Genomic DNA, 12,783 nt, shown 5'->3' on the forward strand with positions numbered 1-12,783 from the left:
TTCACTGAAAAGTCTAGGAGATTGGTATGTCCAGCAACAACCCGCAAACCCGTGAATGGCAAGCCTTGAGCAGTGATCACCACCTGGCGCCGTTCAGCGACTTCAAGCAATTGAAAGAGAAAGGCCCGCGCATCATCACTAAAGCCCACGGCGTTTACCTGTGGGATAGCGAAGGCAACAAGATCCTCGACGGCATGGCCGGCCTGTGGTGCGTGGCGATCGGTTACGGTCGCGATGAACTGGCTGACGCCGCCGCCAAGCAGATGAAAGAACTGCCGTACTACAACCTGTTCTTCCAGACCGCTCACCCGCCGGTGCTGGAGCTGGCCAAGGCCATTTCCGACATCGCACCTGCCGGCATGAACCACGTGTTCTTCACCGGTTCCGGCTCCGAAGGCAATGACACCATGTTGCGCATGGTCCGCCACTACTGGGCGATCAAAGGCCAGCCGAACAAAAAAACCATCATCAGCCGCAAGAATGGCTACCACGGCTCCACCGTGGCCGGCGCCAGCTTGGGCGGCATGACGTATATGCACGAACAAGGCGACTTGCCGATCCCGGGCATCACCCACATCGCCCAGCCGTACTGGTTTGGCGAAGGCGGCGACATGAGCCCGGAAGAATTCGGCGTGTGGGCCGCCAACCAGCTGGAAGAGAAGATCCTGGAACTGGGCGTGGACACCGTCGGTGCCTTTATTGCCGAGCCGATCCAGGGTGCCGGTGGCGTGATCGTGCCGCCTGCCACTTACTGGCCGCGCATCAAGGAAATTCTCGCCAAGTACGACATCCTGTTTATCGCTGACGAAGTGATCTGTGGTTTCGGCCGTACCGGTGAGTGGTTCGGTAGCGATTTCTACGACCTCAAGCCGCACATGATGACCATCGCCAAGGGCCTGACCTCGGGTTACATCCCCATGGGCGGTTTGATCGTGCGCGATGAAGTGGTGGATGTGCTTAACGAAGGCGGTGATTTCAACCACGGTTTCACCTACTCCGGTCACCCGGTGGCCGCAGCGGTGGCCCTGGAAAACATCCGCATCATGCGCGATGAAAAAATCGTTAACCGCGTGCATGACGAAACGGCACCGTATTTGCAGAAACGTCTGAGGGAACTGGCTGATCACCCGTTGGTGGGTGAAGTGCGCGGTGTGGGCATGCTCGGTGCGATTGAGCTGGTGCAGGACAAGGCCACGCGCAAACGCTACGAAGGCCGTGGTGTTGGCATGATCTGCCGGACGTTCTGCTTCGAGAATGGCCTGATCATGCGCGCCGTGGGCGACACCATGATCATTTCGCCGCCGCTGGTGATCAGCAAGGCTGAGATCGACGAGCTGGTGACCAAGGCTCGCCAGTGCCTGGACCTGACTTTGGCGGCATTGCAGGGCTAAGTGCTAGGCTCAGGACGCAGCAGCTTTCGGGCGCTGCGTCCTGAGCAGTGATAAATGAGGCTTTGGTTGAAAGCCGGCCTCAGAACTTGCCAGACTGTCGCCCTGTTTTGTTGCCCTTTAGACGGGCCGCAGAACCTAGTAAGAATGTGGCCCAAAAAAGAAAAATTGGAGCATCACCAAATGAAGGCATTAGGTTTGAAGAACGCTGGCAAGACCCTCCTCGCCTTGTCCCTGATGGGCGCAATGGCGGGCGCGGCCCAGGCAGACAATAAAGTACTGCACGTCTACAACTGGTCCGACTACATTGCACCGGACACCATCGCCAACTTTGAAAAAGAGTCGGGCATCAAAGTGGTGTACGACGTTTTCGACAGTAACGAAACCCTGGAAGCCAAGTTGCTGGCAGGCAAGTCCGGTTACGACATCGTCGTACCGTCGAACAACTTCCTGGCCAAGCAGATCAAGGCGGGTGTCTACCAGGAGCTGGACAAGTCCAAGCTGTCCAACTACGACAACCTGAACAAGTCCCTGCTTAAAGCCGTGTCGGTCAGCGACCCGGACAACAAGCACGCCTTCCCGTACATGTGGGGCTCGATCGGCATCGGCTACAACCCGGAGAAGGTCAAGGCTGCGCTGGGCGTGGACAAGATCGACTCGTGGGACTTCATCCTCAAGCCAGAAAACCTCGCCAAGCTCAAAAGCTGCGGCGTGAGCTTCCTCGACTCGCCTACCGAAATGCTGCCAGTAGCGCTGCATTACCTGGGCCTGCCGACCGACACCCAGAAAAAAGCCGACCTCAAGCAAGCCGAGGACCTGTTCCTCAAGCTGCGTCCATCGATCGGTTACTTCCACTCGTCCAAGTACATCTCGGACCTGGCCAACGGCAACATCTGCGTAGCCGTGGGTTACTCGGGTGACGTGCAACAGGCCAAGTCCCGCGCGGCTGAAGCCGGTGGCAAGGTCAAGGTTGCCTACGACATTCCGAAAGAAGGTGCCGGTAGCTTCTACGACATGGTCGCCATCCCTAAAGATGCCGAAAACGTCGAAGCGGCCTACAAGTTCATGAACTACCTGCTTGAGCCAAAAGTGATGGCCGGGATCACCAACAGCGTACGTTTCCCGAACGGCAACGAGAAAGCCACAGCACTGGTGGATAAAGACATCACCAGCGACCCAGGCATCTACCCGTCGGCGGAGGTGCAAGCCAAGCTCTACGCGATTGCTGACTTGCCGGCTGCGACCCAGCGTGAAATGACACGCAGCTGGACCAAGATCAAATCCGGTAAGTAACCGGTCTTTGTCCGCCACCGCGAATGCCGCGGTGGCGGATGACATAAATAAATGACAGAAAGTTTTGCCGGATCGGTTTATCGAGGGTAAGTTGCGCGCCGGTTTTGTTGCCGGGCAACAACTTTAAGGCCCAACTATTTAAGAGGACCTCCACTTGCCAATTTCTTTATTTCGCAAAGCCATGCTGGTGGGTGCAGGTATCACGCTGACATTGAGCGTGCAGGCCGCACCGACGGTGCATATTTATAACTGGTCGGACTACATCGGCACCGACACCCTGGCCAACTTCGAAAAGGCCACCGGTATCAAGCCTGTGTATGACGTGTTTGATTCCAACGAAACCCTGGAAGGCAAGTTGCTGGCCGGGCGTACCGGTTACGACGTGGTCGTGCCGTCCAACCACTTCCTCGGCAAGCAAATCAAGGCCGGGGCGTTTCAGAAACTCGACAGGTCGTTGCTGACTAACTATTCAAACCTCGACCCGGCGCTGCTCAAGCGCCTGGAAAAGAACGATCCGGGTAACCAGTACGCCGTGCCGTACCTGTGGGGCACCAACGGCATCGGTTACAACGTCGATAAAGTGAAAGAAGTGCTGGGCGTCGACCATATCGATTCCTGGGCCGTGCTGTTCGAGCCGGAGAACATGAAGAAGCTGGCGACGTGCGGCGTATCGTTCATGGACTCGGCCGATGAAATGCTGCCGGCGGTCCTCAACTACATGGGCCTGAACCCTAACAGCGAGAACCCCGAAGACTACAAGAAGGCCGAAGCAAAGCTGCTTAAAGTGCGGCCCTACGTGACCTATTTCCATTCTTCCAAATACATCTCCGACCTGGCCAACGGCAACATCTGCGTGGCCGCCGGGTTCTCCGGCGATGTGTTCCAGGCCAAGGCCCGTGCGGCCGAGGCTGGCAAGGGCGTGAACATCGCCTACGCGATTCCGAAAGAAGGCGGCAACCTGTGGTTTGACGTGCTGGCGATCCCCAAGGACGCCGCCAACGTCAAAGAGGCTCACGCCTTCATCAACTATTTGCTGCAACCTGAGGTGATCGCTCAGGTCAGTGATTACGTCGGTTATGCCAACCCTAATCCAGGGGCGGACAAACTGATGGAGCAATCGATACGCACCGACGAAGCGGTTTACCCACCGCAGGCGGTTCTCGACCGGACGTTCGTCAACTTCGAGTTACCCCCGAAAGTGCAGCGTTTAATGACCCGTAGCTGGACCAAGGTCAAGACGGGCAAGTAAGGCTCAAACTATCCAAGGTTCGCCCGCCTCGGGCGCACAGAATTTTTTGTTGGGAGTTTCGTAAATGGCAGTTGCCTCCGGCGCCTATAAGAAAGCCCTCGAGGGCGACCAGACACCGAAAAAGGTGTTGGTCAAAATCGACCGGGTCACGAAGAAATTCGACGAGACGATTGCCGTGGACGATGTGTCCCTGGAAATCAAGAAAGGCGAGATCTTCGCCTTGCTCGGCGGTTCGGGTTCGGGCAAATCCACCTTGCTGCGCATGCTCGCAGGCTTCGAGCGCCCAACGGAAGGTCGCATCTACCTCGACGGCGAAGACATCACCGATATGCCGCCCTACGAGCGGCCGATCAACATGATGTTCCAGTCCTACGCCTTGTTCCCACACATGACCGTGGCGCAGAACATCGCCTTCGGCCTGCAACAGGACAAGATCCCCAAGGCCGAGATCGACGCCCGTGTGGCCGAGATGCTCAAGCTGGTGCAGATGAGCCAGTACGCCAAGCGCAAACCGCACCAGTTGTCCGGTGGCCAGCGTCAGCGTGTGGCGTTGGCGCGTTCCCTGGCCAAGCGTCCGAAACTACTGTTGCTCGATGAGCCCATGGGCGCCCTCGACAAGAAGCTGCGTTCGCAGATGCAACTGGAGCTGGTGGAGATCATCGAGCGCGTCGGCGTGACCTGCGTCATGGTGACCCACGACCAGGAAGAGGCCATGACCATGGCCGAGCGCATCGCGATCATGCACCTGGGCTGGATCGCGCAGATCGGCAGTCCGATCGACATCTACGAAACGCCTACCAGCCGCCTGGTGTGCGAGTTCATCGGTAACGTCAACATCTTCGAAACCCAAGTGGTAGACGACGCCGAAGGCCACGCGGTACTCAAGTGCCCGGACCTCGACCGCGACATCTACGTGGGCTACGGCATCGCCACGGCGGTGGAAGACAAGTCGGTGACCTACGCCATCCGCCCGGAAAAACTGTTGGTCACCTCCGAAATGCCGACCTGCGAGCACAACTGGTCCAGCGGCAAGGTGCACGATATTGCCTACCTGGGCGGTCACTCGGTGTTCTACGTGGAGCTGCCGAGCGGCAAGCTGGTGCAGTCCTTCGTCGCCAACGCCGAGCGCCGTGGCCAGCGACCGACCTGGGGTGACCAGGTGTACGTGTGGTGGGAAGACGACAGCGGCGTGGTACTTCGCTCATGAACATGAAGAAGCTCAAGCGCCAGTTGCAACGAATAACACCCGGTGGCCGGCACGTGGTCATCGGGATCCCTTTCCTCTGGTTGTTCCTGTTCTTCATGCTGCCGTTCTTCATCGTCTTGAAGATCAGCTTTGCCGAAGCCGACGTAGCGATCCCGCCTTACACCGAGATCTACACTTTCGTTGAGCAGAAACTGCAGTTGGTGCTCAACCTGGCCAACTACGCGATGCTTGGCGACGACGAGTTGTACATCGCCGCGTACCTGGGCTCGCTGAAAATGGCGTTTTTCAGCACGCTGTTGTGCCTGTTGATCGGCTACCCGATGGCCTATGCCATTGCCAGTGCGCGCAAAGAGATGCAAACCGTGCTGGTGCTGCTGATCATGATGCCGACCTGGACGGCGATCCTGATCCGCGTGTATGCGTGGATGGGCATCCTCAGCAACAACGGTTTGCTCAATGGCTTCCTGATGTCCATCGGGTTGATCAACGAACCGCTGCAGATCCTCAACACCAACATCGCGGTGTATATCGGCGTGGTCTATTCGTACCTGCCGTTCATGATCCTGCCGCTGTACGCCAACCTGGTGAAGCACGACCAGAGCCTGCTGGAAGCGGCTTCCGACTTGGGGTCGAGCACCTTCAACAGCTTCTGGAAAATCACCGTGCCGCTGTCCAAGAACGGCATCATCGCCGGCTGCATGCTGGTCTTCATCCCGGTGGTGGGCGAGTTCGTGATCCCGGAACTGCTGGGCGGCCCGGAAACCCTGATGATCGGTAAAGTGTTGTGGCAAGAATTCTTCAACAACCGTGACTGGCCGGTGGCGTCTGCCCTGGCGGTGGTGATGCTGGCGATCCTGATCGTGCCCATCATCCTGTTCAACCGCAGCCAAGCCAAAGAGATGGAGGGCAAGATATGAAGCGCGTCAGTTTCTCAAGCTTCATGCTGGTGGCGGGGTTGCTGTTTATCTACCTGCCGATGCTGATCCTGGTGATCTACTCGTTCAACGAATCCAAGCTCGTGACAGTGTGGGGCGGTTGGTCGATCAAGTGGTACGTGGGCCTGCTGGACAACACCCAGCTGATGGGCTCGGTGGCGCGCTCCCTGGAAATCGCCTGCTACACGGCGGTGGCAGCGGTGGCGTTGGGTACGTTGGCGGCATTCGTGCTGACGCGCATCAGCCAGTTCAAGGGCCGCACGCTGTTCGGCGGCCTGGTGACCGCGCCGTTGGTAATGCCGGAAGTGATCACCGGTCTGTCGCTGTTGCTGCTGTTTGTGGCCATGGCGCAGATGATCGGCTGGCCCCAGGAGCGGGGCATCGTCACCATCTGGATCGCCCACACCACGTTCTGTGCGGCGTATGTGGCAGTGGTGGTGTCGGCACGTTTGCGTGAGCTGGACCTGTCGATTGAAGAAGCGGCGATGGACCTGGGCGCACGGCCGTGGAAGGTGTTCTTCCTGATCACCATCCCGATGATCGCGCCCTCGTTGGCGGCGGGCGGCATGATGTCGTTCGCGCTGTCCCTCGATGACCTGGTACTGGCCAGCTTCGTGTCGGGCCCGGGTTCGACCACCTTGCCGATGGAAGTGTTTTCCGCGGTGCGCCTTGGGGTTAAACCCGAGATCAACGCCGTGGCCAGCCTGATCCTGTTGGCGGTGTCGCTGGTGACGTTCCTGGTGTGGTTCTTCAGCCGTCGTGCCGAAGAGCACCGCAAGAAAGCGATCCAGCAGGCGATTGAAGAAGCGGCGGCGGACGGCTGGCAACAGCCGGACAAGCGTCGGGCGCCTGCACCTGTCTAACTGATGCAGCGTGGTTAAAAAATGTGGGAGCGGGCTTGCTCGCGAATACGGAGTGTCAGTCACCAGATTTGCCGACTGATCCACCGCATTCGCGAGCAAGCCCGCTCCCACATTTGATTGCATTTCAAGTCAATGACTATGCAATCCAGGGTGATGTACGAATCACCTCCACAAAATTCATCGGCTTGAACCCCGGTTCCTGATCCACCAGCACATCGGTCTTCACGTTGCCAAACGTGGTCTGCGGACGATGACGCAAGCCATCGGCAAACGCGCAGATGATGCACTCCTTGAACCCTTCACCGCGTGGATGCGCATGCACCACCGCTTCGCGCTGCACGGTAGAAAACGCCGCGTAGTCCATGCCCAGCACGTCCATTTCCACGCCCGCCGTGACCAGCGCGACGGTGGGGCGCAGATGTTGCGGCACGCCCGGTGTGGTGTGCAGGGCGATGGACAACCACACCTGTTCGATATCGTCATCGCTCAGCCCGTAGGGCTTGAGGAACGCCGCCGCTGCATTGGCGCCGTCCACTTCGAACCGTTCGTTGTCACTGCGATGGCCTTCGACCAAGCCCAGGTCATGGAACATCGCGCCGACGTAAAGCAGTTCCGGGTTGTAGGCCAGTTGTTTGCGTTCACCGCTCAACGCGCCGAACAGAAATACCCGACGGGAGTGGTGGTAGAGCAGGTCTGATTCGACGTCGCGGATGTATTCGGTGGTGGCCTTGGCCAAGGCGCTGTCGGGGATCTGGATGCCGGCGATGGTAGTGGTCATGGTGGTGCTCCTCTGGAAAGATTCCAGTCTGGTCGCGTGCCCGCGAAGGGGCTATCGCGGCGAGGGAGCGATCCCGGCCAATGTGCCTTCACATCGTGCCAGCTGTATTCGTCTCTCAAAGCCTGAGCAGATCGAATGTGGGAGCGGCGGTGCGACGATTCGACTTGCTCGCGAAAGCGGTATACCCGTTAATGCTTGTGTCGACTGAACAGCCGCATTCGCGAGCAAGCCCGCTCCCACAAGGGTTTGCATTTATTCAGTTAGAAAAAGGTGTTTGTGAGCATGAGCAAAACCGTCGCCATCCTGATCTTCCCCGGCGTCCAGTCGCTGGACGTGACCGGTCCCATGGACGTGTTCTGCGAGGCCAATCGCTTTCTACCGCCGCAAGACCATTACCACTTGGAAGTCATCGGCCTCGACCATGGCAACATGGCGGCCTCCAACGGGCTGTCATTGCAAGCCCATCGGCATTACAGCGAAGACCTGAACGCCTATGACCTGCTGCTGGTTGCCGGCGGCCCTCAGCTGCCGTTCGAAGATTTTGGTGCCTCGTTCGATGACTGGCTACGCGGCGCAACTCAAAGAGCACAGCGCTTCGGCTCAATCTGCAATGGCGCCTTCATGCTCGCCCGCGCGGGGCTGTTGGACGGTAAAACCGTCACCACTCATTGGAACGATGCCGCCGACCTGGCGCGCCTGTGCCCCACGGCCCAAGTCGAAGCCGACCGCCTGTATGTGCAGGACGGCAACCTCTACACCTCGGCGGGTGTGACGGCGGGCATCGACCTGTCGCTGTACCTGTTGGCTCAGGACCACGGCCCGGAAGTCGCGCTAAGCGTTGCCAAGCGCCTCGTAGTGTTCACTCAGCGTTCGGGCGGGCAGTCGCAGTTCAGTCCATTTCTGACACCCCACGCCGAATCCACCTCGGCGGTGGCGCTGGTGCAGTTGTACGTATTGGCGAACCTGACGGGGGACTTGACCATCGCCGACCTGGCCAAGGCGGCGAACATGAGTGCGCGCAACTTCTCCCGGGTGTTTGCCCGCGAGGCACGGATCACTCCGGCGGAGTTTGTCGAGCGGGCGCGGGTAGACGCGGCGCGGGTGATGCTCGAGAGCAGCCCCGCACCGCTGAAAACCGTGGCCTACCAATGCGGCTTTCGCGACGCCCAGCACATGCGCAGTGTGTTCAACCGTCGGCTGGGCGTGACGCCGCAACAGTTCCGGCTTAACTTTGCGGCGCCGGTTTGAGCGTGTCGTAGGCTTCCAGCGCGCGCAGCGAGTAGATATACGCCGCGCCTGCGTTCAGCGAGATTGCGGTGGCCAGGGTCGCGGCGACTTCTTCGCGAGTGGCGCCGGCCTTGATCGCCGCATCCGCGTGCACACCGATGCAACCGTCGCAACGCGTGGTAATGGCCACCGCGATGGAAATCAACTCACGGGTCTTGGCGTCGAGGACGTTGTTTTCCTCGGCAGCTTCGCCCAGCGCCATGTAGGCTTTGACCATCTTCGGGTTGCTCTTGCCCAGCGCGCCAAAGGCTTTCTTCACGGTAGGCAGCAAGTCGGACCAGTTATTGAACATTGCGGTAACTCCTGAACAGGGTGGGGTGTGAAACCAGTCTGTGCCGTTCAGGACCGGCATTCTTGTTCAATCCGCTCATCTTTTTGACCGATGCTCGCAAATGAATTCGATCGACACCCTTATCGCGCTGGCCAACCTGCGCGGCAGCCTGGATGTGCGCTGCCAGTTCCAGGGTGACTGGGCGCTGGACCATGCTCCCGAAAACCTGGGCGTGGCGCCTTATCATATCGTGCTCAGCGGCACATGCCGCGCGGAGTTGTCCGGCGGGCAACAGGTGGTGCTGGAACCGGGCGATATCTTGCTGATGCCCGGCGGCGCTACCCATTTGCTGCGCAGCCAGGGCGCGCGCAGTGCCCCGATGCAGCCGCAGGTGATTGATGGCGGCCTGTTGCAGGTGCACCGCCTGGGGGGCGATCAGCCGGATGTGGAAATGCTCTGTGGCAGCTTCCACTACAACCCTCAATCCTTGCTGTTTGGTGCGTTGCCGGAGTACTTGGTGGTCGCCAGCCGCGAGTGGCAGGGTGATGGGCAATTAGCGGCATTGATTGCCTTGTTGCGCAGCGAGGCGGATGGGCAACAGGTCGGCGCTCGCACGTTTATCGACGCGCTGTCATCGGCACTGTTCACCCTGATTTTGCGCACCTGGCTGAGCCGCCAAGCGCCGGTGGCCGGTACGTTTGCACTGTTGGCCGACAAGCGTTTGAGCAAGGCCTGGCAGGCGATGCTGGCCGACCCCGGCCATGAGTGGACCATCGACAGCCTGGCAGTTGCAGCAACGATGTCGCGGGCGACGTTCATGCGTGCGTTTGTGAGGGTGGCGGGCGTATCGCCGTGGGTGCTGTTGACGCAGTTACGCATGGAGCTGGCGTTCAACCTGTTGCGCCAGTCGCGCCTTAGCCTGCTGGATATCGCCGCCCAAGTCGGTTACCAGTCCCAGGCGGCGTTCAGCAAGAAGTTCAAGGACACCTATGGCGAGACGCCGGGGCGGTTGCGCGGCCGGTAGCGGCCACACCACTGATCAAAATGTGGGAGCTGGCTTGTGTGGGAGCGGGCTTGCTCGCGAATACGGTGGATAAGTCAAAGACTCTGGTGACTGACACGCCGCATTCGCGAGCAAGCCCGCTCCCACACTTATTTTCGGGAGGGCAGCAGCTTCAGCGTACCGCGCGTATTGGCCGTCACTTCCTCATCACTGAAATGCGCCTGCTCATAACCCCCTTCGATATAGGTTTGCGCCTGATCCCCATAGTGTGAGTCAAACGGCACACCGCTTTCCCCCACGGGGTTGATGGTGAGGGCGTGGGCCGGGTCGGCGAAGTCGATCAGGCGGCGGGTCGATGGGCCGTAGGTGACCGGCCAGGGTGCCGGGCCGATCATGGCCGACTGGTTGTTTGGTACTTCGTGGGTGCCCGGCGCGGGGAACGGGCCGACGTTGAACACCTTGTCCAAGGGCTTTTGCGTGCCCAGCGGATGGCCGTGGGTCAGGGTGTGCGCCTTGCCCCATTGCCACTGGCTCGGGTCATCGCCGAAGGTCGCCTTGAGGTGCGCCAGGCTGTTGTCCCAGGCGAGCTTGACGGTTTCAGCACGCTTGCCGTCCCACCACGGCGAGTCCGGTGACGCGGCCAGGCGTGGCAGGGCCGCGTCGATAACGCGGGTGGTGAGCAGGGTCTTGAACATGCCGTCGCCGAGCTTCGGGTGGAAGGCGGCATCGGTCAGGTTGAACAGGAACTGGTTGAACAGCGTCGCGCTGGTGGAGTCCAGCGGGTAGTCGCCTTTCCAGGTGGCCAGTTGTTCCACCAGTTTGAGCTGTGCCGGGTCCTTGACCACGTCGCGCAGCACCGGCAACAGCGGGGCCAGCAAGCGTGGGCCGTAGGCGGTGGTGGTGCCCAGTTGCAGGGCCTGGCTGTTGTTCACGTCCCACTTCACGCTTTTGTCGCTCAGTTGCATATTCAACTGCTGGCCCCGGTCGGCCAGGTTGTAATAACCGGGAATCTCCATGCCGGTGGGCGACACGGGTTGTGCGTTGGCCGATACCACATAGCCACGCGCCGGGTTCTCTTCCTGGGGGTTGGCGCTGAACGGGTAGAAGCCCAATTTATCCGCCTGGGCAGTGCTGCCGTCGAGGATAAAACCGGCATTGACCCCAGCCGGGCGGATCGGCAACTGCGCCGCTGCCCACCAGCCGATATCGCCCTTGGCATTGGCCCAGACGATGTTCAAGCCCGGCGCAGAAACCTTGGCCGCTGCCGCACGGGCCTTGGCCAGGGTGTCGGCACGGTTGAGCTGGTAGAAACCTTCGAGGATCGGGTTCTGGGTGTCGAGGAACGCCCACCACATGGCGATGGGGGTCTTGCCGGCGTTCTCGCCGAGCACGTCATTGATGATCGGACCGTGGGGCGACTGGCGCAGGGTGAGGGTAACCGGCGTCTGGCCCTTCACCGCGATCTGTTGCTCGGTGCGGGTCATGTCGACCCACTGGTCGTGGTACCAGACCTGGTTGGGGTTGGCCGGGTTGACCTTCTCGGCGATGAGGTCGAGGTCATCGTTCTGGAACATGGTCAGGCTCCAGCCGAATGCCAGGTTGTGCCCCAGGAACGCCACCGGTACCAATGCGTTGTGATAGCCATACAACTCAAAACCTGGCGCCGACAGCTGGGCTTCGTACCACACCGATGGCACCGAGAAGCGGATATGCGGGTCGCCCGCCAGCAAGGGCTTGCCGCTCTGGGTACGGCTGCCGCTGATGGCCCAGGCGTTGCTGCCTTCGAACTGCGGCAGGCCATTCTCGGCCAGGGCCTGTTCGCTCAATGAGGCGAGGGCGCCGAGGGTCTTCCAGTCACTGGCGGCCAGGTTGAGCGCGCCCTTGGGCTGCCAATCCAGGTCAAACACCTTGAGGTAATCGCTGCCCAACTGATCACGGACGTAGGTCAGCAGTGGCTCGGTACGAAACGCGGCGGCAAAGCTGTAGGCCATGTACCCGGCGACGCTGATGGTGTCCTCGGCGGTAAACGGCCGCTTGGCGATGCCCAGTACGTCGAACTCCATGGGGCTGACGTGGCTGTCCTGATATTGGTTAATGCCGTCCAAGTAGGCTTGCAGGGCCTTCCAGTGCGCCGACTCATGGTCTAGCTGCGCCACATAGCTGGTTGCGCGCTCGCGAATGCGCAGGCTGCGAAACAGCTTGTCGGTCTCCAGCAGCTTGGGCCCGAGCACCTCGGCCAGCTCGCCACGGGCCAGGCGCCGCATGATCTCCATCTGGAACAGACGGTCCTGGGCGTGCACATAACCGAGGGCGCGATACAGGTCGGTCTCGTTCTCGGCGCGAATGTGCGGCACGCCACGGTCGTCGTAGCGCACCGTGACCGAGCCTTGCAGGTTGGCCAGCGTCACCGTGCCCTGGCGCGTCGGCTGCTTGCTGTACACGTACCAACCGGCGCCCAAGACGACCAATACCAGCAGCACCGCGAGAACCTGCAAGACGCGCTTCATGA

11 protein-coding genes are annotated in these 12,783 nt (G+C 60.2%); 8 read left to right on the forward strand and 3 right to left on the reverse strand.

Features of this window, described 5'->3' with window-relative positions; translation table 11 throughout:
* Nucleotides 1-26 precede the first annotated feature (26 nt).
* From HF257_RS17890 to HF257_RS17915, 6 genes are all read left to right on the forward strand, one after another.
* Nucleotides 27-1,391 carry an aspartate aminotransferase family protein gene (locus tag HF257_RS17890; protein WP_185709769.1) on the forward strand — a complete coding sequence of 455 codons (1,365 nt, stop codon included), beginning with the start codon at nt 27-29 and terminating at the stop codon, nt 1,389-1,391.
* Between the two features lie 195 nt (nt 1,392-1,586).
* A complete protein-coding gene (locus HF257_RS17895; protein ID WP_185709829.1) occupies nt 1,587-2,681 on the forward strand; it encodes a polyamine ABC transporter substrate-binding protein in 1,095 nt (364 codons plus the stop codon).
* 154 nt (nt 2,682-2,835) lie between these two features.
* Entirely contained in the window at nt 2,836-3,930 is a 1,095-nt protein-coding gene (locus tag HF257_RS17900; RefSeq protein ID WP_185709768.1) for a polyamine ABC transporter substrate-binding protein, read from the forward strand.
* Between the two features lie 64 nt (nt 3,931-3,994).
* The gene (locus HF257_RS17905) at nt 3,995-5,137 is read left to right on the forward strand and encodes an ABC transporter ATP-binding protein (RefSeq protein ID WP_185709767.1); all 1,143 of its coding nucleotides are present in this window, start codon (nt 3,995-3,997) and stop codon (nt 5,135-5,137) included.
* Nucleotides 5,134-6,054, forward strand: a complete 921-nt coding sequence (locus HF257_RS17910; protein WP_185709766.1) for an ABC transporter permease subunit — start codon at nt 5,134-5,136, stop codon at nt 6,052-6,054. The genes HF257_RS17905 and HF257_RS17910 overlap by 4 nt, the downstream gene beginning before the upstream one ends.
* Nucleotides 6,051-6,935, forward strand: coding sequence for an ABC transporter permease subunit (locus tag HF257_RS17915; protein WP_003176774.1), 885 nt, complete (start codon nt 6,051-6,053; stop codon nt 6,933-6,935). The genes HF257_RS17910 and HF257_RS17915 overlap by 4 nt, the downstream gene beginning before the upstream one ends.
* Before the next feature lie 136 nt (nt 6,936-7,071).
* Here HF257_RS17915 and HF257_RS17920 read toward each other — a convergent pair whose 3' ends face one another.
* On the reverse strand, nt 7,072-7,713 hold the full coding sequence (locus HF257_RS17920) for an HD domain-containing protein (RefSeq protein ID WP_185709765.1): 642 nt from the start codon (nt 7,711-7,713) through the stop codon (nt 7,072-7,074).
* A 282-nt stretch (nt 7,714-7,995) separates the two neighbouring features.
* On the opposite strand from HF257_RS17920, the gene HF257_RS17925 reads away from it, so the two are divergent.
* Entirely contained in the window at nt 7,996-8,961 is a 966-nt protein-coding gene (locus HF257_RS17925) for a GlxA family transcriptional regulator (protein ID WP_185709764.1), read from the forward strand.
* On the opposite strand, the gene HF257_RS17930 is transcribed toward HF257_RS17925, so the two are convergent.
* On the reverse strand, nt 8,939-9,292 hold the full coding sequence (locus HF257_RS17930; RefSeq protein WP_016973032.1) for a carboxymuconolactone decarboxylase family protein: 354 nt from the start codon (nt 9,290-9,292) through the stop codon (nt 8,939-8,941). The two genes, HF257_RS17925 and HF257_RS17930, sit on opposite strands and share 23 nt — an antisense overlap.
* A gap of 100 nt (nt 9,293-9,392) precedes the next feature.
* Between HF257_RS17930 and HF257_RS17935 the strand changes: the two genes are divergently transcribed.
* Nucleotides 9,393-10,295, forward strand: a complete 903-nt coding sequence (locus HF257_RS17935) for an AraC family transcriptional regulator (RefSeq protein WP_185709763.1) — start codon at nt 9,393-9,395, stop codon at nt 10,293-10,295.
* Between the two features lie 128 nt (nt 10,296-10,423).
* On the opposite strand, the gene HF257_RS17940 is transcribed toward HF257_RS17935, so the two are convergent.
* Nucleotides 10,424-12,781: a penicillin acylase family protein gene (locus HF257_RS17940; protein ID WP_185709762.1), complete on the reverse strand. Its 2,358-nt coding sequence runs from the start codon at nt 12,779-12,781 to the stop codon at nt 10,424-10,426.
* Between the last annotated feature and the right edge of the window lie 2 nt (nt 12,782-12,783).

This window comes from Pseudomonas cremoris (assembly GCF_014230465.1).

Excerpts from the sequence above, each read along its gene's own strand:
- HF257_RS17925 (WP_185709764.1), top strand. The coding sequence starts at position 7,996 with ATGAGCAAAACCGTCGCCATCCTGATCTTCCCCGGCGTCCAGTCGCTG.
- HF257_RS17940 (WP_185709762.1), bottom strand. The coding sequence starts at position 12,781 with ATGAAGCGCGTCTTGCAGGTTCTCGCGGTGCTGCTGGTATTGGTCGTC.
- HF257_RS17910 (WP_185709766.1), top strand. The coding sequence starts at position 5,134 with ATGAACATGAAGAAGCTCAAGCGCCAGTTGCAACGAATAACACCCGGT.
- HF257_RS17890 (WP_185709769.1), top strand. The coding sequence starts at position 27 with ATGTCCAGCAACAACCCGCAAACCCGTGAATGGCAAGCCTTGAGCAGT.
- HF257_RS17915 (WP_003176774.1), top strand. The coding sequence starts at position 6,051 with ATGAAGCGCGTCAGTTTCTCAAGCTTCATGCTGGTGGCGGGGTTGCTG.
- HF257_RS17920 (WP_185709765.1), bottom strand. The coding sequence starts at position 7,713 with ATGACCACTACCATCGCCGGCATCCAGATCCCCGACAGCGCCTTGGCC.
- HF257_RS17905 (WP_185709767.1), top strand. The coding sequence starts at position 3,995 with ATGGCAGTTGCCTCCGGCGCCTATAAGAAAGCCCTCGAGGGCGACCAG.
- HF257_RS17930 (WP_016973032.1), bottom strand. The coding sequence starts at position 9,292 with ATGTTCAATAACTGGTCCGACTTGCTGCCTACCGTGAAGAAAGCCTTT.
- HF257_RS17935 (WP_185709763.1), top strand. The coding sequence starts at position 9,393 with ATGAATTCGATCGACACCCTTATCGCGCTGGCCAACCTGCGCGGCAGC.